This window comes from Nibrella saemangeumensis (assembly GCF_039541915.1).
GTDB lineage: Bacteria > Bacteroidota > Bacteroidia > Cytophagales > Spirosomataceae > Nibrella > Nibrella saemangeumensis.
In genome coordinates this window covers 1-19,516 of the sequence record NZ_BAABHD010000064.1, presented here as the reverse complement: position 1 = coordinate 19,516, position 19,516 = coordinate 1, and the positions used below count along the sequence as shown (strand labels likewise).

Annotated in this window: 19 protein-coding genes; 14 read left to right on the top strand and 5 right to left on the bottom strand. The window is 50.4% G+C overall.

The genetic code is table 11. From position 1 onward, the window contains the following. The first annotated feature begins 278 nt into the window (after positions 1 to 278). Positions 279 to 1,622: a tetratricopeptide repeat protein gene (locus ABD949_RS18795; protein ID WP_345245805.1), complete on the top strand. Its 1,344-nt coding sequence runs from the start codon at positions 279 to 281 to the stop codon at positions 1,620 to 1,622. A 51-nt stretch (positions 1,623 to 1,673) separates the two neighbouring features. Here ABD949_RS18795 and ABD949_RS18790 read toward each other — a convergent pair whose 3' ends face one another. Then, complete coding sequence (locus ABD949_RS18790) at positions 1,674 to 2,444, bottom strand: AMP nucleosidase (RefSeq protein ID WP_345245803.1); 771 nt, start codon at positions 2,442 to 2,444, stop codon at positions 1,674 to 1,676. A gap of 101 nt (positions 2,445 to 2,545) precedes the next feature. On the opposite strand from ABD949_RS18790, the gene ABD949_RS18785 reads away from it, so the two are divergent. Continuing rightward, positions 2,546 to 2,989: a type I restriction enzyme HsdR N-terminal domain-containing protein gene (locus ABD949_RS18785; protein ID WP_345245800.1), complete on the top strand. Its 444-nt coding sequence runs from the start codon at positions 2,546 to 2,548 to the stop codon at positions 2,987 to 2,989. Positions 2,990 to 3,051: 62 nt separating this feature from the next. Here the strand turns inward: ABD949_RS18785 and ABD949_RS18780 are convergent, their stop codons facing one another. From ABD949_RS18780 to ABD949_RS18770, 3 genes are all read right to left on the bottom strand, one after another. Further along, a complete protein-coding gene (locus ABD949_RS18780) occupies positions 3,052 to 3,504 on the bottom strand; it encodes a MarR family winged helix-turn-helix transcriptional regulator (RefSeq protein WP_345245827.1) in 453 nt (150 codons plus the stop codon). A gap of 96 nt (positions 3,505 to 3,600) precedes the next feature. Next, positions 3,601 to 5,556, bottom strand: coding sequence for a BamA/TamA family outer membrane protein (locus ABD949_RS18775; protein WP_345245798.1), 1,956 nt, complete (start codon positions 5,554 to 5,556; stop codon positions 3,601 to 3,603). A gap of 19 nt (positions 5,557 to 5,575) precedes the next feature. Next, positions 5,576 to 6,091, bottom strand: coding sequence for a GNAT family N-acetyltransferase (locus ABD949_RS18770; protein ID WP_345245796.1), 516 nt, complete (start codon positions 6,089 to 6,091; stop codon positions 5,576 to 5,578). Between the two features lie 76 nt (positions 6,092 to 6,167). Between ABD949_RS18770 and ABD949_RS18765 the strand changes: the two genes are divergently transcribed. From ABD949_RS18765 to ABD949_RS18755, 3 genes are all read left to right on the top strand, one after another. Continuing rightward, the gene (locus ABD949_RS18765) at positions 6,168 to 6,743 is read left to right on the top strand and encodes a Maf family nucleotide pyrophosphatase (protein WP_345245794.1); all 576 of its coding nucleotides are present in this window, start codon (positions 6,168 to 6,170) and stop codon (positions 6,741 to 6,743) included. A gap of 74 nt (positions 6,744 to 6,817) precedes the next feature. After that, complete coding sequence (locus tag ABD949_RS18760; RefSeq protein ID WP_345245792.1) at positions 6,818 to 7,411, top strand: 3-keto-disaccharide hydrolase; 594 nt, start codon at positions 6,818 to 6,820, stop codon at positions 7,409 to 7,411. 168 nt (positions 7,412 to 7,579) lie between these two features. After that, complete coding sequence (locus ABD949_RS18755) at positions 7,580 to 8,755, top strand: tyrosine-type recombinase/integrase (protein ID WP_345245790.1); 1,176 nt, start codon at positions 7,580 to 7,582, stop codon at positions 8,753 to 8,755. Here ABD949_RS18755 and ABD949_RS18750 read toward each other — a convergent pair. Further along, complete coding sequence (locus ABD949_RS18750) at positions 8,730 to 8,960, bottom strand: hypothetical protein (RefSeq protein ID WP_345245788.1); 231 nt, start codon at positions 8,958 to 8,960, stop codon at positions 8,730 to 8,732. The genes ABD949_RS18755 and ABD949_RS18750 overlap by 26 nt on opposite strands. A 497-nt stretch (positions 8,961 to 9,457) precedes the next feature. On the opposite strand from ABD949_RS18750, the gene ABD949_RS18745 reads away from it, so the two are divergent. The 9 genes from ABD949_RS18745 (at position 9,458) to ABD949_RS18705 (ending at position 19,351) form a co-directional block, all read left to right on the top strand. Further along, the gene (locus tag ABD949_RS18745; protein WP_345245786.1) at positions 9,458 to 10,273 is read left to right on the top strand and encodes an alpha/beta hydrolase; all 816 of its coding nucleotides are present in this window, start codon (positions 9,458 to 9,460) and stop codon (positions 10,271 to 10,273) included. A gap of 401 nt (positions 10,274 to 10,674) precedes the next feature. After that, positions 10,675 to 11,349: a hypothetical protein gene (locus tag ABD949_RS18740; protein WP_345245784.1), complete on the top strand. Its 675-nt coding sequence runs from the start codon at positions 10,675 to 10,677 to the stop codon at positions 11,347 to 11,349. A 391-nt stretch (positions 11,350 to 11,740) separates the two neighbouring features. Next, the gene (locus ABD949_RS18735) at positions 11,741 to 12,655 is read left to right on the top strand and encodes a DUF4238 domain-containing protein (RefSeq protein ID WP_345245782.1); all 915 of its coding nucleotides are present in this window, start codon (positions 11,741 to 11,743) and stop codon (positions 12,653 to 12,655) included. A 219-nt stretch (positions 12,656 to 12,874) separates the two neighbouring features. Further along, complete coding sequence (locus tag ABD949_RS18730) at positions 12,875 to 13,198, top strand: TfoX/Sxy family protein (RefSeq protein ID WP_345245780.1); 324 nt, start codon at positions 12,875 to 12,877, stop codon at positions 13,196 to 13,198. A gap of 489 nt (positions 13,199 to 13,687) precedes the next feature. Beyond that, positions 13,688 to 14,050, top strand: coding sequence for a DUF4180 domain-containing protein (locus tag ABD949_RS18725; protein ID WP_345245779.1), 363 nt, complete (start codon positions 13,688 to 13,690; stop codon positions 14,048 to 14,050). A 184-nt stretch (positions 14,051 to 14,234) separates the two neighbouring features. Then, positions 14,235 to 14,837 carry a hypothetical protein gene (locus ABD949_RS18720; RefSeq protein ID WP_345245777.1) on the top strand — a complete coding sequence of 201 codons (603 nt, stop codon included), beginning with the start codon at positions 14,235 to 14,237 and terminating at the stop codon, positions 14,835 to 14,837. Between the two features lie 256 nt (positions 14,838 to 15,093). Beyond that, positions 15,094 to 15,855, top strand: coding sequence for a hypothetical protein (locus ABD949_RS18715; RefSeq protein ID WP_345245775.1), 762 nt, complete (start codon positions 15,094 to 15,096; stop codon positions 15,853 to 15,855). Between the two features lie 252 nt (positions 15,856 to 16,107). Then, complete coding sequence (locus ABD949_RS18710; RefSeq protein ID WP_345245773.1) at positions 16,108 to 16,491, top strand: nuclear transport factor 2 family protein; 384 nt, start codon at positions 16,108 to 16,110, stop codon at positions 16,489 to 16,491. 58 nt (positions 16,492 to 16,549) lie between these two features. Continuing rightward, positions 16,550 to 19,351: an alpha-amylase family glycosyl hydrolase gene (locus ABD949_RS18705; protein ID WP_345245771.1), complete on the top strand. Its 2,802-nt coding sequence runs from the start codon at positions 16,550 to 16,552 to the stop codon at positions 19,349 to 19,351. Positions 19,352 to 19,516 lie beyond the last annotated feature (165 nt).

The following is a 19,516-nucleotide window of genomic DNA, read 5'->3' as shown; positions in this document are numbered from 1 at the left end:
AGTCATGCCTAACACAATATTTAGCAACAAATCAGTCATTATGTCATTAATACACAAAAATTTTGTCAGCCCTGCTACGATTGCGTTGACTACATTGACCAAAAAGGCTGCCTGTGTTCCGTTGTTCAAGAGACAGGTTAGCTGAGGCTGGCATTTGCCGGCCGCTGTTAGTTACCAGCTAAAATTTAACGTTACCTTGATTTGGCTGATACCAACATATCAGCTAATTTTAGACGCAAAAGTCAGTTTACCTACCACAACTTACGTACTTGTCACCTATGAAGCGCTATCTCCTGCCGCTGTTTACCTTATTGGTATTCGCCGGTCTGAACGGCCACGTCTACGCCCAACAGTCGGCCGCTGATTATTTCGAAAACGGTATTTCCAAGAGTAAGTCAGGTGATTTTCCTGGAGCGTTGCAGGCTTTCAGCATGGCCATTACCATGAACCCTGAGAATTCAGCCAGTTACTACAACCGGGGGCTGGCCAAAGCTAATCTGAAAGATCACCGGGGGGCCATTCTGGACTATGACCGGGCCATCGAACTAAACCCCAAAGATGCACTGGCTTACCTGAGCCGGGGCGTCAGCAAAAGCAAGCAGGAGGATCACCGCGCAGCCCTGATGGACTTCAGCCGCGCCATCGAACTGAGCCCCGACGATCCGCAGGCCTATTTCAACCGGGGGGCCAGCCGGAGCCGGCTCGAACAATACCGGGGCGCTCTGCAGGATTTCAGCCGGACCATTGAACTCGAACCCACCAACGCCAACGCCCTGTACGCCAGGGGCATTACCAAACAAAAACTGGAAGACTACGCCAGCAGCTTAGCCGATTTTTCGAAAGTGATCGACCTGAACCCCAAGCGGGCGCCGGCGTTTGCCGGCCGGGGGGTATCGAAAGTCGAGCTTAATGATTTCAACGGTGCCATTGCCGACCTCAACAAAGCCATTGAACTAAGCGCTCAGGACGCCGAATCGTACTATTTCCGGGGTTTTGCCAAAAGCAAAATGGGAGATTATAAAGGTGCCTTCGGTGATTACGAACGCGCTATTACCCTCGATGCCAACAACTACCAGGCTTACTATGGCCGGGGTTTCACCCGGAGTAAGCTTGGCGATCAGAAAGGAGCCATTCAGGACTTCAACTCGGCCATTGAGCTGAACAACGAGAACGTGGAAAGTGGGAAGGTGCTGTACAGCGGCCGCATCAACCGGAACATTCTGGATAACCTGCGCAATGCCGTACAGGAGCGGAATAAAATCAACTACCTGACCACCGAGCGGTCGGAAGCATATTTTAGCCGGGCCGTCAGTAAGAACAAGCAGGGCGACGCCAAAGCGGCCATTCTGGACCTGAACAAAACCATTGAACTGAACCCCACCTACGCCGAAGCGCACTTTACCCGGGGGATGATCAAATCCGCTCAGGGCGATCAGAAAGGAGCCATCATGGACTTCACCAGCGCCGTAAAGCTGAATCCCCGGTACGGCGAAGCCTACTACGTACGCGGCATCATCAAGCACAGCCTCGGCGATGAAAACGGCGGTTGCCTGGACCTTAGCAAAGCCGGCGAAGTAGGCTACACCGGGGCTTATAAAGTCATTAGCGAGTATTGCAATTAAGTTAATCGTTTGAATAAACAGAAAAAGGGACGCTAGCGTCCCTTTTTCTGTTTATTCAAAACGCAGATGCTTCACCGATTCTCCCGAACTGCCCAGTTCAACCAGTGAGTCGATGCCAATCTGAAGGTGTTTTTCGACAAAAGACGTGGTAACGCGCTTATCGCTTTCCTCCGTTTTCACGCCTTCGGGTACCAGCGGATTATCCGATACCAGCAGCAGAGCCCCGTGGGGAATTGAATTGACAAACCCGACGGTAAATATCGTGGCGGTCTCCATATCAATGGCCATCGCCCGTATCTCCCGCAGGTATTCTTTGAAGTCCTCGTCGTGTTCCCAGATCCGGCGGTTTGTCGTATACACGGTGCCGGTCCAGTAGTCGAGCTCGTGCCGTTTAATGATGGAGGAGACGGATCGCTGGAGACGGAACGACGGCAGGGCCGGTATTTCGGGTCGCATATAGTCATCGCTGGTTCCTTCACCCCGGATGGCGGCAATGGGCAGCACCAGATCGCCCACCTGCGTTTTTTTCAGGCCACCACATTTACCCAGAAACAACACCGCCTTGGGCCGGATGGCCGACAGCAGGTCCATCACGGTAGCCGCCATGGCGCTGCCCATCCCGAAGTTGATGATGGTAATGTTCTCGGCGGTAGCGGTCTGCATAGCCCGGCCCATGCCGTGGATCTCCACCCCGAACTTATTGGCAAACAGCTCTACGTAGTTGATAAAGTTGGTGAGCAAAATATACTCTCCAAACTGGTCGATCGGCGTTCCGGTATAGCGCGGAAGCCAGTTTTGTACGATCTCGTCTTTGGTCTTCATTGATTGAATGATTGAATGACCGAATTAATGAATGGAATGAGAGCCTGCTTTTTCTGCTCACTCAATCACTCAATCATTCAATCACTCCTTATCTTTGGCGTATGGAGACGTTGAATCTGCCCGCCTTTGACTACAAAATTAAGCAGATCGAGGGGAAACCGTATATTTTTGATTCACTGCGCCGGAAATACGTGCGTATAACGCCCGAAGAGTGGGTCCGGCAGCATATAGTGCATCTCTTGATTTCGCACTACCAATACCCCAAATCGCTCATCCGCACGGAGGGTGGTCTGACACTGAATCAATTGCAGAAACGGACTGATGTACTGGTATTCGACCGGCACGGCAAGCCTTTCTTACTGGTGGAGTGCAAAGCGCCCGATATACCGCTCACGCAGGCCGTCTTCGATCAGATTGCCCGGTACAACCACGTTCACCACGCCCCCTACCTGGTCATTACCAATGGCCTCACTCACTATTGCTGCGGCATCGACCACCAGACAGCGACCGTAAGCTTTCTGGACGACTTTCCGGCCTTTACATAGAAAAGCCCCGGGTACGACCAATACCGGGGGCAATAATAACGGGCAAACACCAACACCTGCAACTAGTCTTCAGAACCCCGCAGTTTGTCCAGCATCTGGCTCAGGTGCACCGCTTCGTCTTCCGACAGCGTTTTCAGCCGGTCTTCCCACTGCTGGGTATCCAGTTTCTTCAGCAAATCGAGTCCTTTCTGCGTAATCACTACATCCACGGCCCGACGGTCGCTGGGGCATTCAGTGCGGTCAACGAGCTTCTTGGCGACCAGTTTGTCGACCAGACGCGAAGCGTTGGACATTTTGTCGAGCATCCGCTCGGTGATGTCGCTCACCTTAACCGGATTCGGGTATTGCCCCCGGAGGATACGGAGTACGTTGTATTGCTGAAGCGTAATACCATGTGGTTTCAGGAGACGCGCCTGGTGGTCGCACACCCAATTGTTGGTGTACATCAGGTTCACCACCAGCCGGTGAAACGGCGAGCGAAACGCGGTTTGCTTAATATCTTTTTCGATAGACATAGCTTCTGTTAGTGGTCTCACGAGTATATGTTGTTAATGAAGTGTAAATCTGTGTATTTACATTAAATGTAACAACATTTCTACCCGATAAGTTCGTTATCGGTATGGAACAATGGACGGAGCCGATATGTCAAAGTCCCTGAGCCTCAGCGTCGGAATGCCTTCAAAAGCGGTCCGGAACGCATACGGATTGTTCGGGATATTCGGGTACCACGTCAGCCGGATCTGGAAGCTGTTAAAGGTCAGGTTCTCGTTCCGGAGCCGGACGCCAATGCCATACGCCTGATAGAGGGGACTCTGAAAAAAGGCCCGGTCATTAAAGCTGATGATGCCAACGTTGGCAAACGTAACAAAGGCCGCCCGGAATCCAATCAGGTTCAGCCGCGAAAATAAAACATTTTCGTAACCGACCAGTAACCGCTTGGTTCCAATCAGTGCATCGTTGGTCAGGCCAATACCTTCGCGCCCGCTGAGCGTGATGTACTCGTTGTTGAAACGGTCCATACCCAGGGTAAGCCGGGCGTTGAAAAAGTGCCGCATATGCCCCCAGGGAATCGCGACCAGCGGACTGAAGTAGTTAGTGCTAAACGAAAACAGCCCCTGCTCCTGCTTTTTGGCGCGGTAGAACGTGCCGGCGTTGATCAGGGTATACAGGTAGCCAATTTTCTTGATATACTGCCCCCGCGACAGGTTTAATCCAATATACAACCGTTCGCCCAGCTCGGCATTGTCGACCCCGCCCACCAGCGAAATCAGGCTACCGACGGGTACGTCCTCTGTCCGGCCAAAACCATAGATCAAGACATCTCGCACGTATTGACGTTGCGAATAGCCTACGCTAAACATGGTAGTCCGGCTATTCTGGTACAACTGATTGGTGTCGGCTCCAACTTCCGGCCGGATCAGGTAGGTATAGCGGGTGAGCCGGCCGGCGATGACTAATCTGGCCCGCTCCTGCTCCTGTGGATTACCGAAAAACATCTTGAACGACCGGCCCAACCAGACATCGCTGTAGTTGTAGCTGATAGGAAAAAAAGCGGCCGTATCCAGCTGGTTATTCCGCAGCAGCCGGTTCCTGATCTTATAATGACCCAGTTCCAGGGAGCCGGCATACTTGGTGTCGGGGGTAAGAAAGGGCCGGAACACCCTGGCCGAAAACTGCTTCCAGTGGCGCAGGTACATCAGGTCGGCCTGGGCGGTCAGAAAGGTTTTACCGATATACGGAACGGTATACCGGGCCAGATACTCTGCCTTCTGGAAAGGATCGACCTTGTTGTAAAAGAATTGGGTTTTGAGCGTATGCCCCAGCCCCCGCACGTTGCGCTGTTCAAGGCCGACGCTAAACCGGTCAAGACCGCCCACGCTGCCGTCGGCCAGCAACGACCATACGTCCTGCGTGATCACGTACACATCCACAAACTCCTCGCTACCCTCGCGGGGTACAATCAGAATCCGGGCGTCGACAAACACCGGCAGGTTCCGCAAAATCCGCTCGTTATCGCGGAGGAGGTCCGGTTCAACCAGATCGCCCTCGCGAAACAGGAGGTAGGAACGCCGGATTACGCCCTCGCGGGTATTGGTATGGACCCGGTTGGCAAACCGCTCGAACCAGCTATGCGGTCGCCGGAGGGTATCGTACACACTCTGTCCGAATACCCCCAGCCGCCGGACGTGGATTGTCCCGATTACCTTACCGGCATACGATTTGAACGGGTTCTCTTCAATGACATTAACCTCCTCGGCCCTGGCACTACTGTTGTAGACATCATGGATAAAGGCGTTGTACAGTTCGCGGGTCAGCCGGTGCCGGTACATTTTCTGCTTCAGCGTGGTATAAAAGAGGCTGTCGCGAACTTTGGTGGCACTATCGACTTTCGGTTCAATGACCGTGGTCGGGTACACAGCGGCCACCGAGTCGCCCGGGGCTTTCTGGTTCGACGGGCGGGCGGCTCCATTATCGACCTGGGCTATACAAATCGTACCTGCTAAACAAAACCAGAGCACCCAGAGCCGGCAGAGTCCGGTCAGGCAGCTGATTGTATGTTCAGGCAAGTATTTGTTGTCCACTAGCTTATAACGGTTTTTGCAGCCAATAGTCACGCTGCCGTTCGGTCCCAAACTGGAAATAATGCCAGCCGAACGGTTCAAATCCTATTTTTCGGTAAAAAGCCAGTCCCCGCTCGTTCCGCTCCCAGACACCCAGCCAAACGGCCTTATAGCCTTCTGCCCGCGCCTGAGCCAGGCAGTGGTTCATCAGTTGCCGGCCCAGCCCCTGCCCCAGGTAGGCTTCGCGCAGGTAAATCCGCTGGATCTCCAGCGCCCGTCGCTCCCTCATCCGGCGGGGTGGTGCGTGCCGGTACAGCCGGGCGTAGCCGATGTCCTCACCAGCCGGTGTTTCCATCAGCAGATAGGTAGAACGCGAATCAGCGAGTTCCTGTTGCATAACCGGCACCGAATAGGTCTGCCTGATATACGCGTCAACCAGTTCAGCTGGATTGTGCGGGGGGCCAAAGGCTTCACGCATGGTGTCAATAGCCAGGCCGGTGAGCCGTTCGGCATCCGCCGGTTCAGCTTGTCGAATGATCATGAGCTTGTGCAATAACCCTCTAAAATAACACAAAAGCCAATAACTACCGCTACCTTTGCCGCTCTGAATTTCGCCTATGCTTACCTTACGTTATCCTTTGGTCCTGGCGTCGGGCTCACCCCGGCGCAAACAGCTGATGACCGATGCCGGCTTTGCCTTTACCATTGAGATCCGTCCGACCGACGAAGCGTTTCCGGCCGATTTGCCCGCCGACGAGGTAGCCGGGTACCTGGCCCGCCAGAAAGCCGACCAGTTTCGTTCCGATCTGGGTGAGCGCATTGTTCTCTGCGCCGATACCGTCGTACTTCTGGGTACCACAATCCTGAACAAACCGGCCGATGCGGCCGACGCGTACCGGATGCTCCGGCAATTGTCGGGCCACAGCCACCGGGTGCGGACGGGCGTGTGTATCCTGACCCCCGAAGAGACTATCTCGTTTACCGATGAAACCATCGTTCACTTCGCCCACCTGACCGACGATGAGATTGCCTACTACATCCGCGAGTGCCGCCCGTTTGATAAGGCCGGTGCGTACGGCGCGCAGGATTTTATCGGCCTGGTCGGGATAGACCGGCTGGAGGGGTCGTTTTACACCGTTATGGGCCTGCCCACACACCGCGTTTATCAGGCCCTGAAGCGCTACACGCTATAACGACTACGGGTAGCTTTTTCGCCGATTTGCCTTTTATCCCTGATCATTTACCACTCAATTAATTCCCTGACTGAATGAGAACCCTTTTGATTGCTGTGCTGACACTGGCCTTAGTAGCCTTTGCGGCCCCCAAAAAAGAAAAATTGTTTAACGGTAAGGACCTGACCGGCTGGAAGGTTTACGGTACCGAAAAATGGTACGTAGCGAATGGCGAACTGGTCTGCGAAAGCGGGCCCGACAAAGGCTACGGCTACCTGGCCACCGAGAAGCATTATAAGGATTTCGACCTCACCGTCGAGTTCAAGCAGGAAGCCAACGGCAACAGTGGCGTGTTTTTCCGCTCCACCATCGAAGGCACCAAGATCAGCGGCTGGCAGGTAGAGGTAGCTCCGCCGAACCACGATACGGGCGGCATCTACGAGTCGTACGGCCGCGGCTGGCTGCATCAGATTCCGAAAGACAAAGAAAACATCCTGAAGCCGGAGCAATGGAATAAACTGCGCATCCGCGTGCAGGGTGACCGCGTGCAGACCTGGCTGAATGGTAAGTCGATGGTGGATATGGGGGATGACAAAATCGCCAAAGCCAACGGCTCCATCGCGCTCCAGATCCACGACGGGGGCGGCATCAAAGTACGCTGGCGGAATCTGGAGGTGCAGGAGTTGTAATCACCTTTTAAATCTTCAGCCGATGGGCTTATCCAGATGAACCGTGCTTCGAGGCCTGTTCATCTGGATAAGCCCATTTTGTTTTCTTTTCGTTTGAGCAGGATAATGTCGCAGGCTACCAGGTTGCTTTTCACACAAGACGGCGTCTAAACGCCAACGTTTCAGATTATGATTACAATCCGACTCGACGACCAGGACCGTCAGTTACTAACCGTATCATTTCCGGCTGACCCAATCGGCAACGACATTATCCGCGCAGTTCCCGGTCGCCGGTGGAGTTACTCACGCCGGTGCTGGGTTGTTCCCAATACCCGTGCATCCGTTGTGAAACTTGCCGGTCTTTATGGTAAGGAGCATTGTCGGTTCGATGAGGCCATTGTCAGGCTTTACAAACCAGCCGCGACACCGGCAGTGGTTGAGCAGGCCACCAACCCGGTCTGGCCTCCAGTTGGTAAAGAACAGCCTATCCGGAAGCCATTCCGGTACACTCCACCCATCCGCGAATACGACCGACATCCGGTAATTGTGGCCATTTCGGAGACCCTGAAAATTCAGCAGTACAGTTATAAGACCCTGAAAAATTACAAACAAGCCCTTATTGCGCTTATTCGTTACGCCGATAACCAACCCTTGGAAAATTTTACCAAACTCCAATACCAGCAGTACCTACTCTTTTTGCTGGAAAAGAAACGCCTGAGCGGCTCCACGCTCAACGTTCACATCAATGCATGGAAATTCTATTGCGAAAAGGTTTTGCAACGTCCAAAGGAATTTTACGACATTGAATACCCTCGAAGACCGCACAAATTGCCTACTGTATACAGCGTGGCAGAGGTGAAATCCATTTTCAATGCGACGACCAGCGTGAAGTACCGAACCCTATTCAAACTGGTGTATGCCACCGGGCTGAGGCTTAGTGAAGTAGCCCACCTGAACCAGACTGATCTTGACCGCGTTCGGCGGTTAATTACTGTCCGGGGCGGCAAAGGCAAAAAGGACCGTATCGTCATGCTGACCGACAAGCTCGAAGCAACCCTGACCACATATCTGACGAGCTATAAACCCCAAACGTATCTGTTTGAGAACGAAGAAAACCATGAACCACTGGCCAACCGTACCATTCAACTGATCTATAGTGAAACGGTGCGCTACGCAGGCATTCAAAAGCGTGGGGGTATACACACCCTGCGGCATAGTTTTGCCACGCATTTACTGGAGGCCGGCACCGACATTCGGTACATTCAACAGTTGCTGGGCCATGAGAGTATCCTGACCACCATGCGCTACACGCACGTCACTGCCGACAAAATCAGCACCCTCAAAAGCCCATTGGATGATTTGTAGGTGTATGCCGCCGGAGTAGCGGGCGGAGTTGGTGTAGACTGTAGAAACGACTCTTCAGCACATAGCCCTGCGTGTAGCGCTTCATTGTGCGCCGTTTTCGTTTGACTTCACCGCGTGAGGTGATGCGGTAGAGTTCCTTATCATCGCCAAAAAAGTGATCGGGGTGTCCATCAATGTCCCAAACCCGCTGAACCAAAATTTCCATCAACCGCTCAATCAATTGGTGAAAATATAATTTGTAACTTACACTCACTGCTCTTTTATTTGTCCTGAACAGAACTAGCTTATAAATATAAGCAGTGCGGAACTAAAAGTAGTTGAATATCAGCAGAAAGTAGTTCCGCATTGTTGCGTACAATAACGTGTTGGGTGAAGCAACAAGCTGAAAACAACGTAACGTTCGGGTTTCGGTCGACAGGTCGCACGTCTCGCGGGGCAGGTTTTGGCTTCCAAGTCCAGCGTTCCGGCGACAGGACGCGGGCCGCAGAAGTTAGACTTTTTGCTTGTTAGGCGGGTTTCTTGCGACACGAGAAACGCCCCGGTTGGGCAGGTTGGACGTAAACGAATTTGTTGCGGTGTTGAGCTTCGCGCTTCGGCGTAAAAAACATGATACAGCCATTTTTAAGAATTATTAATTAAGGTCTTGACGAACAGTGTTTTAGTTTTGCAGCTAACCTCAAACCTAATACTTCTTTTGCCAAAATGCTGAAAATAAAACGTCGATTGAAATGGATATGGATCGGCCTACTCATCACTTCATTGATATATGCAGGTAGCTACTTATTTCTTTACATTAATAAAGACGAGCAGGCTAATCGGTATCGCTCAACGATCTTGCCCAATAACTTTGAGTTTAGTTTCTCTCAAAAATTTGAAGAAATTTACTTCAAAACACCACATTCAGGTTTGCTGAACGCATTGCTGTTCAAATCTCCCCATTCAAAAGGTGTGGTATGTTTTTGGAAGGGAAATGGTGGTACATTAAACAATTGGGGCTTGATGGCACCCACATTTCTCCAATATAATTATGATGTACTGATTACGGATTACCGGCAGCATGGAAAAAGTAAAGGAGGTATTACATTAGCTAACTTCTATAGCGATGCTCAGACTGTATATGACTCCTTGAAGAAGCGTTACCCTGAATCAGTTATCATCATTTGTGGGTATTCTCTGGGTGGCCGCATAGCTGCTCATTTAGCGGCTAATAATACACCCAAACTTACTTTGTTGCTCGACCCTGCCTCAGCGGGTGGTGATTTTAGTGATCGAGTGACAGAAACATTATTTTCCCCTCTCCCTTCTGTGACGGGTTTTGTATTTCCAACTAAATCTGACGTAGCAAAAGCTAGAAGTCCTATTGTCGTGGTGAGTACCGATAATCCACACAGTGTAGCTTATCAATTAAAAACTTTACTGACCCAAAAGGATGAATTTGTGGCTATTCCTGGAGCCACCCATGAAACGCTGTTAACTCATTCCAAGACCCAGCAAACCATCGCTCATGTATTAAGATAAGGTCGATCTAAAGATAGTTTTGATTGGCCTGATTAAAGTGTGCTGTTCGCTGCGCGTGGGTAGGTCACAGGCGACAGGCAGCAAGACGCAAGGTCAACGCCGACAGCCCAACCGGGCAGGGGTGTAAAGGCTCGCTACGCTCCCCATCAACCCCTGCGGTCGTTGGGTGCAGTCCATAAAAGTCTACAAGTCAGCGTCTTGGCGACAGGTAGTGCGTCCCAGAGGGCAGGCTTTGGGCTTCAAATTCGGCGTTCCGAGCGACATTTCGAACACCCCGGTTGGGCAGCTTGAGGTTTGCATTTCGGGGTCCTGGTTGACAAGCCAACCGCCCCGACAAGGAGAGTTTAAGTCTGAATAGGTACGTCTCGACAGCCAGTTTAAAACTAATTTGACCCATAATTATGAAAAGAGTTCTTCTTCTCCTTTTTGTACTGTTTATCTTATTCAAAGTATTTTCTTGCAGAGAAGACCCTAAAATAACTATTTCTACACCGGCATATGGTACTCGCACAAATTCAAAAACGGTTATAGTAAAAGGTGCGGCCAATCGGAAAGACCTCATTCTTATTGTTAACTCAATAGGGAATGATTTTCGCAAAGTTGTTGACATGAACGATGGAAATTTTGAAGTAGAACTGTCTTTGCCTGACACGTCAAATCTCTTTGATTTTTCGCTTTTCAGTGACACTACTGGCTTTGTCCCCTCACCTATAACTCGAGAGTCGCTCACAGTTTACCGTGAGTTGTCAGTAGAGGAAATAGCGGAAAAACAAAAAACAGAAAAGGCTCGATTAGCCCGCGAATTGGCGGAAGAACGCCGGTGGAATCAGTCTAAAGCTGGGCGAATACATAAGAAACACCCAGAATGGTCAAAAGAAGATTGCGAACTTTTGGCAAAAAGAAAAATCTGGGTGGGAATGAGCATTGATATGTTAAAATATCAACGAGGTTTGTCAAATCATGCTAATCCCTCAAATTATGGTGGTGAAACGCATTGGCAATGGTGCTGGGACGATTACACACCGTCATGCTTTTATGATAATGACGGTGATGGGCTGGTAGATTCGTACAACTGAATTTATCGCTCCGCGTGTGCCGTGTCGCGGGCGACAGGCAGCACGCCGGTGGTCAGCGTTTTCAGCCCAACGAAACCAAGTGTGTAAAGGTGTCAGGTACGTTTGTTTCAGTTAACTTGTATGCTCGTCATCAACACATGGGGGCGTTGGGTGAACCAAACAAGCAGTACTTCCATTTCGATGTTGCGGGCGACAAGTTGAACGCCCACGCTGGGTGGTTTAGGATTCCATTTCGGCGCTTCGGTCGACAGGGTGAACGCACCAAAGGGCAGATTTTTAAGATTAAGGCGAATTACGTGCGATAAAGTAAGCGACCCTGATTGATTAAATTTCGAGTATATCTTTTCAGGTTCTGTATGACAGGCCAAACTTCTTAATTTTTACTGAGCTAATGGCTGCCATATCAAGAAAACATCACTACCTACCAGAATTTTATTTAAAAGGCTTTACAGGTGAAGACGGTAAACTAGCCGTGTTTGACATAGAAAATAACAGATTAAAAACTAAACGTCTTACCCCGAGTCAGATATTCTTTGAGTATGACAGGAACACATTAGAGTTTGATGGCGTAAAAGATGACTTTGTCGAAAAAATGTATAGTCAGTTAGAAACTATTGTAGGCCATGCTTTTAAGAAAATAAAAGAACAAAAAAGTTTTTCATATCTCGATGCACAGGATATGTTTCGCATAATTTTGTTTGCAGGTTCTTTGTACTGGAGAATTCCTAAAACAGATAATTTAATAAAAAGTGAGTTTGAAAATTCTTCACCAGATGAATTGTATTTTGAAATCAGGAATAAAATAACCGGAGAGAAGGCACCGGAAGATTTCATTAACATTATAAAGAAGAATGATGCATTCATCAAGTCATATAGAGCAATTAAACCAGTACTTGACTACATGCATCAGTTTGACGTTTCAAAAATTGAAGACTGGAAAGTTTATTACGCAACTATTAATGACAAAGGCGAACGCAAAGAATTACATCTAATAGGTGACAACCCTATAATATTTAGAAATCCAAGTAACACTGATATATTTCACCAGGAAATAATTATGCCCTTATCTTGTGGAAAGACTTTATACCACACAAGAGGAAAGGACGTAAAAGTTGTTGAGCCAACTGCAAGAATAGATGTTGATCGGATCTTATTTCTCCAATCAAAGAAATACGTATGCGGTCCTGATGGAAGCTATTTGGAAAAAATTGCTGAACACGCATCTCTTTATAAAGATATTTCACCACAAGCAGCAGAGTTTCTAAGAAACAGAGTTTTTGATGTATTTTACGACAATACTAATTAGATCAAGACAACTTATAGATCGCTGCGCATGGGTTAGCTTTCGGGCGACAGTCAGTGCGCCGGTAGTTCAGGCACTCAGCCCAACCAGCAGGGGGTGTAAAGGTGTAAGTGGCTTGTGTTCAGTCAATTTTCGTCCTCGTCATCAGCCCCCTGGGTCGTTGGGTGAACCGGCCATGCAAGTGAGTGTTTCGCGTTTCCGTCTACAATAAAGAACTAACCAATGGCATCTGACCAAAATTTTGTGAATTTTGTTTTGGACCAAATCAAAAATGCAGGCGTAATAACCGCTAAAAAAATGTTTGGTGAATACGGTATTTATTCTGACGAAAAATTATTTGGACTGATATGTGACAATAAATTATTCGTCAAGCCAACCTATTCAGGACGAGAATTTATAGGAAGTGTTTTAGAAGCACCACCCTATGAAGGAGCAAAACCAAGTTTTTTAATAGAGGATAAAATTGAAGATAGCGAATGGTTAAGTGAATTAGTTAGAATATCAATAAAAGAATTGCCACTACCTAAACCGAAAAAGAAAAAATGAAATCCGACTCGCGTGAGCAAGTTATTTTACGTTGCGATCCAAGCGCCTGTCGACAGGCCAAACTTAGGGACAGGCCAGCCTTTTTAAGCGGGTCAGGCCGCGTGTGACAACGGACAATTGGGCGTTGACAGGCCCCAAAAGTCGTCGGTCGACACGAGGCACTTGAGCCGTGGTCGGGCCGACAAACCAGAAAGCTGCCGCGCAGGCTCCGCGCTCAGTCTGAGCGGACAGTGCGTTATCATCGCTTCGCTTAGGGTAGTTGTCGGGTGACAGGATGCAGGCCGCAACGTCAAGCGATGCAGCCTAACGGAACGGGGGTGTAAAGATGCAAGCTACGTTTGTTCAGGTGGCTTCTCCCCCACCATCAACCCCTGGGTCGTTGGGCGAGGTGTGGTCGATGCGAAAATCGCCCCGGCACGGCAGGTTTGGCTTTGCGGGGCAGCGTCTTAGCGGCAGGCAGCCCGTCCCGACACATAATATTGTACTTCAATGAAAATCGAAACGCATCAAATAAAAGATACAAAAATTGCCGAAGTTATTTCAACGGACATGCTCATTCGAACCATTGAAGACGGATCAGATTTGTTAGGTAATTTATATTACCAGGACTCAGACAAGATCATCGTTCATGCAGAAAATATCACCCCTGATTTTTTTGATTTGAAAACTAGACTAGCCGGCGAAATTCTTCAAAAATTTTCAAACTATCGGGTTCGTCTGGCTATTGTTGGTGATTTTACCCAGTATTCAGGTAAGAGCTTCAATGCTTTTATGGTTGAGAGTAATAAAGCGGGGCAAATTAATTTTGTAAGGTCAGTATCAGAAGCTTTGTCCAAACTATCAAAGCAGTAATTAAAACAAGTAGAACTTGCGGAGAGGGGGCCGTGTGACAAGTCGCAAGTCTCGTAAGGCAGCGTTCAGGTTTTCAATTCCGGATCGCTTGATATATGTTCAACGCCCAGGTTGGGAGGATTATGATAGGCATGCTGACAGTAGAAACGACTTTTCATTAGTACTACCATTAAACATTCTTTATATGCAATCAACAACTCATCTTGTCCGCAAATTGGACTGGTTGTATGCGACCCTCCGCTTTTTCCGAAAGCACTTAGCTGTCATCATGAGTCTTGGACTTGTCGCAGGTTTAGGCAGAGTCGTTCAACTAGGGGGGTTTGGAGAAATCCCAGCATGGATGAACGTCATGGTAGAAATTCTGGTCGAATCCAGCCGCTTACTATTGTTTCTGTATGTTTTGGGCTTCGCCAGTGCCACCACCGGTGCATTGCGGGTAAAGCACTTCCTATTGCATAAGAAAGATCGAAGTCACTATTGGCGTGTTGCTCTACAACGGTTGAGACAAAATGGGTTGTCCATACTGCTGAATATTATCGTTTTTGCCTTCATCGCCTGGGGTATCAATTATCTGATTGATTTGCTGGCTTATGAAACCTGTCTTTATTTGACCTTGAAACAAGATGGTATTCTAACGGATTCATCTTCCGAATGGACCATACTACTGTTCTTCAAAAACCTTTCAGTAATTCCATTCACGTTGGTTTTCAACGCAGTATTCCTGCTATGGATTACGGGTAAATTACGAAATTACATCCCCCCCATCCCTAACGGCAAATTTGATTAGCAGCTAAATTTTCCTCTGCATATCCATCGTTGGGGACGGGTTACCCGGCCCGAAGGCAGGAACTAACCCGCCCGAACGTGTGGAAAGGGTCAGGTAGTTATGTTATAGTTCGTTTTTCGCCCACCCTCAACACCCGTTGGCGTTGGGTGAGCACCTCGCGAACATTAGCTTTTGACCGGATCATCAGCGAAATTGTTCAAGTATTTTCGCTACTTTGTCCTTGTCTTTGAGCCAGTTATAAAACGACACGGCAACCATGAAACTAGTCATCCTCATCTGTCTGCCATTGCTGGTGGCTGCTCAGGAAAGCAGCTTGCCCCCACCTGTCGCCCAGTCTCAGACACAACCAATGGAAGGTTCATGGACTTTTGCGTTTTCGTTTCCCATCAGGGTAGTTGGGGGCTCAGTTACAGCAATCAGGCAACATATGGAGCAAACCGGATGGGCCTCTACTACCCCGTATTCGTGCATCTTCTTTTGCGGTGGCCCTTACAATTATCCAAGAATTCGCCGGTCCGTTTCGTTCGATCTGGAGGTCGGGTATCGGAAAGCGCCAAGACATGGTTATTTTATTGGCTTCGGGGTACCTGAGGTAGCTGAGATTACCGGCAGAACCCCTGGTGGAACATACCTGTATCTGAAAAGTAGACTTTTGTACGGTTCTGTCCGCTGGGCCTGGTATTCACGGAACAGCCGATTTATTAACAGCATCGGCCCGGCCCTGCTGGTATCGCGTGATGCTGAATCAGTGGGCCCTGGCATTGGATCATCCCATACGCAGGTATGTCCGGGTGTGCAGTTGAGCAGTCAGTTTCGGTTTATTGACCGGCGCACCTGGTTACTGGCGTTTAAAGCATATTTTCGAACTGGTCTCTCGGCAACCACGCAGACGTATGAAAAGCAGGAGCTTACGTTCTCGCCAACGGGTTCCACCACCAGAAGCGTGCAACTACCGGGCCGCAAACTGCCGCTAACCCACGCCAATATTGGCTTACAAATTGGACTCAAGTATCGGTAAACGCCTGAACCCAACAATTGAGTCTGACAGCGTGTGCTATCAAAATTAACTGGTGCGCAAAATGCCCCTGACGAAATATGGGGCGACAACGTACCCGCCTGGGTGAACCCTCTGTACCGGATGATGATTCCAAAACGACCTTACGTTTAACCAATCCCTAAAATGAAGCCGATTGTATTCCTTCTTATCTTGGCGTCATTCCTGATGACAGCATGCAAAACGAGTTATAGAACAAAAGAAACGCAATCAGGTATGAAAACTGAAACAGAAAACAGCGCGACAAACCAGACGCTTGCCGCCGTTGAGCGCTTCAATACAGCGTTCAATCGCCACGATGCCGATGCGGTGATGAAAGCGATGACCGAAGATTGTGTCTTTGAAAATACAAATCCACAACCGGATGGTACCCGGCTGGTGGGCGCAGAGGCTGTCGGGGCGTATTGGAAAAAATTCTTTGCGTCTAATCCGGATGCCGTTTTTGAGACGGAGGAGCTATTTGCCCATGGCGACCGGTGCGTGGTCAGGTGGATCTACCGCAAGACAAAAGATGGAAAACCCTGGCATTTAAGGGGCGTGGATATTTTCAAAGTTCGAAATGGGAAGGTGGCGGAAAAACTGGCTTACGTAAAAGGCTGATGCTAGAGCTTATATTTTGTCAATCTGCTACATTTGCCGATTGATAATGAGCTAACCTATGCGTAAAATTTACTTCATCTTTTTCCTTTTACTGGCTCAGCTTTCCGGTTACAGCCAGGTTGTTACCACCATACCGGCCTTTCCCACCGCCGATCAGGAAGTCACCATCATTTTCGACGTGTCCAAGGCGCAGGACACCCGCGCCCGTGGCCTGCTCGGCAAAACTGACGATGTGTTTCTCTGGTCGGGAGCCGGCAGCACCGAAACCGGCAACGCCTTTGAATTCCAGCCCACGGGCCAGACCGACTTCGCCAAACCCTTCGAGCCTGGTAAAATGACTTCACTGGGCAACAATCGCTGGCAGATCAAACTGGTCCCCCGGCAGTATTTCAACGTCCCGGCCAACCGGCCCATACGCCGGCTTGGCCTCCTTCTGAAGAGTGGCAATGGTCAGGCGCAGACCGAAGACGTTTTCATTCGCATCTACGAAAACCGGCTGAGCGTTGCGCGGCTCTCCCCCACTGAAAAGAATTTCTTTGTCGACCCCAGTCAGGATCTGCTGGTCCGGGCAACGGCTTCGCAGCGGGCCAACCTGACGCTGTTGCTCGACAATACGACCGTCGCAACGGCCGCCAACCAGGACTCGGTCCGCTTTACGCTGAACACAGGCACCCAGCCGGGCCAGCGCCGGACGGTGATCTTTCGCGCTCAGACCGCTACCGAAACGGCCGCCGATACCTTTTACTTCACCGTCCGGCCGCAGTCACCCGTAGCCGCCTTACCGGCCGGTCTGCGGGATGGTATTACCTACCAGGGAGCTAATCGGGCTACGCTGGTGCTGTTTGCCCCGCAGAAAAGCTTCGTGTACGTTATCGGGGAATTTAACAATTGGAGCCCCGCGCCCCAGTACCTGATGAACCGTACGCCCGACGGCAACCGCTACTGGCTGGAACTGAACAATCTGCCCGCCGGTCAGGAGGTAGCGTACCAATACCTGGTCGACGGCACCCTTGCGGTGGCTGACCCGTATGCCGAGAAGATTCTCGACCCAAACAACGACCGGTTTATTACCGCTACGACGTATCCAAACCTGAAGGCCTACCCGACCGGAGCCTCCGGCATTGTGTCGGTGCTGAAAACGAACCAGACGCCGTACACCTGGAAAGTAAACAATTTCCAGCGCCCCGACCCCAAAAACATGGTGGTGTACGAGCTGCTGGTGCGCGATTTTGTCGGCACCCGCAATTACAAAACTGTTGCCGACTCCATTCCCTATCTGAAGCGGCTGGGTATCAATGCCATTGAACTGATGCCCATTATGGAGTTCTCCGGCAACGATTCCTGGGGCTACAACCCGATCTTCTACTTCGCACCCGATAAGGCCTACGGCACCAAAAACGACCTGAAAGCCTTTATTGACAAATGCCACGAAAACGGTATTGCCGTGATTCTGGACATGGTGCTGAACCAGGCCGATTACGAGTTTCCGTACGTACGCCTATACTGGGATGGTACCAAACCCGCTGCCAACAACCCGTTTTTCAACCAGCAGGCCACGCACCCGTTCAGCGTCTTTTTTGACTTTAACCACGAAAGTCCGGCTACCCAGGCCTATGTCGAGCGCGTCAACCGCTTCTGGCTGGAAGAGTATAAGTTCGATGGGTACCGGTTCGACCTCTCCAAAGGCTTTACCCAGAAAAACACCGGCAGTGATGTTGGGGCCTGGAGTGCTTATGATGCCAGCCGGGTAACCATCTGGAAACGCATTTACAACCAGATCCGCAGCGTTGACCCGACGGCCTACGTCATGCTGGAGCACTTTGCCGATAATACCGAGGAGAAAGAGCTGGCCGACTACGGTATGCTGTTCTGGGGGAACCTCAACGACCCGTACCGCACCCTGGCCAAAGGCTTCAATGCCAACCCCAACTGGATTTCCTACAAGCAGCGCGGCTGGCAGAGCCCTTACGTAGTGGGCTATATGGAGAGCCACGACGAAGAGCGACTAGTGTACGACGTCCGGCAAAACGGCGGAGCATCCGGAAACTACAACACTCGCACCCTGCCTACGGCGCTCGACCGCGCCAAACTAGCGGCTGCCTTCTTCCTGCCCATCCCCGGCCCGAAGTTGATCTGGCAATTTGGCGAACTGGGCTATGACGTGTCCATCAACGAAAACGGCCGCACCGGTGCCAAACCCATTCGCTGGGAATACCTGCAGGACCCGGAACGCCGGAAATTGTTCCGGGTGTACCAGGAACTGATCAAGCTCAAACTGACGCAGCCGGCTTTTCAGACCAGCGATTTTACCCTGAACGTCGATCAGCCTGTCAAACGAATCACGCTCAACCACCCGAGCATGACCGTTTTCCTCATCGGCAACTTTGATGTGCAGCTGCAGGCAACCCAGGCCAATTTTCCCAGAACGGGGAAGTGGTACGACTATTTCACCGGGCAGGAGGTTGAGGTAACCAATACGCAAACGGCCCTGTCGCTGCAGCCGGGCGAGTTCCACCTCTACACCACCGAAAAATTAGCCACCCCGGAAGCCGGACTGGTACCGTACTCCGGCTCGTCGACGGGCACGGTAACCGGACTGGAGCCGGTACTGGATGACATCCTCCTCTTCCCCAACCCCACGGCGGATGCAGCTATGGTCGAGCTGGAAAACAGCTATTTCGGACCGGTCGAACTGCAACTCGGGCTACCCAGTGGTCAGATGGTGCGGTCGCAGACGGTACAGAAAACAACCACGCGGCTCCGGCAGCCCATCAGCCTCCAGCAACTACCCACGGGCCTGTACTGGCTGAAAATCCGGCAAGGCGACAGGCAGACGGTTCGGAAGATTATGAAGTGGTAACTCTTTTGTCATGCTGACGCAGGAAACACCTCATTGGTAGTTTTACCAGTAAGATGCTTTGGCACCGGCCTTTAGGTTTGTGGTGTAGTAAGATTCTTAGAAATAAGGTAGCTTACTAGAAGAATAACAGAGCGGGCTTGCCTATGGCATACCGGCCTGGCTCAC

Excerpts from the sequence above, each read along its gene's own strand:
- ABD949_RS18745 (WP_345245786.1), top strand. The coding sequence starts at position 9,458 with ATGCTGAAAATAAAACGTCGATTGAAATGGATATGGATCGGCCTACTC.
- ABD949_RS18710 (WP_345245773.1), top strand. The coding sequence starts at position 16,108 with ATGAAAACTGAAACAGAAAACAGCGCGACAAACCAGACGCTTGCCGCC.
- ABD949_RS18780 (WP_345245827.1), bottom strand. The coding sequence starts at position 3,504 with ATGTCTATCGAAAAAGATATTAAGCAAACCGCGTTTCGCTCGCCGTTT.
- ABD949_RS18760 (WP_345245792.1), top strand. The coding sequence starts at position 6,818 with ATGAGAACCCTTTTGATTGCTGTGCTGACACTGGCCTTAGTAGCCTTT.
- ABD949_RS18795 (WP_345245805.1), top strand. The coding sequence starts at position 279 with ATGAAGCGCTATCTCCTGCCGCTGTTTACCTTATTGGTATTCGCCGGT.
- ABD949_RS18755 (WP_345245790.1), top strand. The coding sequence starts at position 7,580 with ATGATTACAATCCGACTCGACGACCAGGACCGTCAGTTACTAACCGTA.
- ABD949_RS18785 (WP_345245800.1), top strand. The coding sequence starts at position 2,546 with ATGGAGACGTTGAATCTGCCCGCCTTTGACTACAAAATTAAGCAGATC.
- ABD949_RS18790 (WP_345245803.1), bottom strand. The coding sequence starts at position 2,444 with ATGAAGACCAAAGACGAGATCGTACAAAACTGGCTTCCGCGCTATACC.
- ABD949_RS18750 (WP_345245788.1), bottom strand. The coding sequence starts at position 8,960 with ATGGAAATTTTGGTTCAGCGGGTTTGGGACATTGATGGACACCCCGAT.
- ABD949_RS18720 (WP_345245777.1), top strand. The coding sequence starts at position 14,235 with ATGCAATCAACAACTCATCTTGTCCGCAAATTGGACTGGTTGTATGCG.
- ABD949_RS18715 (WP_345245775.1), top strand. The coding sequence starts at position 15,094 with ATGAAACTAGTCATCCTCATCTGTCTGCCATTGCTGGTGGCTGCTCAG.
- ABD949_RS18765 (WP_345245794.1), top strand. The coding sequence starts at position 6,168 with ATGCTTACCTTACGTTATCCTTTGGTCCTGGCGTCGGGCTCACCCCGG.
- ABD949_RS18740 (WP_345245784.1), top strand. The coding sequence starts at position 10,675 with ATGAAAAGAGTTCTTCTTCTCCTTTTTGTACTGTTTATCTTATTCAAA.
- ABD949_RS18725 (WP_345245779.1), top strand. The coding sequence starts at position 13,688 with ATGAAAATCGAAACGCATCAAATAAAAGATACAAAAATTGCCGAAGTT.
- ABD949_RS18705 (WP_345245771.1), top strand. The coding sequence starts at position 16,550 with ATGCGTAAAATTTACTTCATCTTTTTCCTTTTACTGGCTCAGCTTTCC.
- ABD949_RS18735 (WP_345245782.1), top strand. The coding sequence starts at position 11,741 with ATGGCTGCCATATCAAGAAAACATCACTACCTACCAGAATTTTATTTA.
- ABD949_RS18730 (WP_345245780.1), top strand. The coding sequence starts at position 12,875 with ATGGCATCTGACCAAAATTTTGTGAATTTTGTTTTGGACCAAATCAAA.
- ABD949_RS18770 (WP_345245796.1), bottom strand. The coding sequence starts at position 6,091 with ATGATCATTCGACAAGCTGAACCGGCGGATGCCGAACGGCTCACCGGC.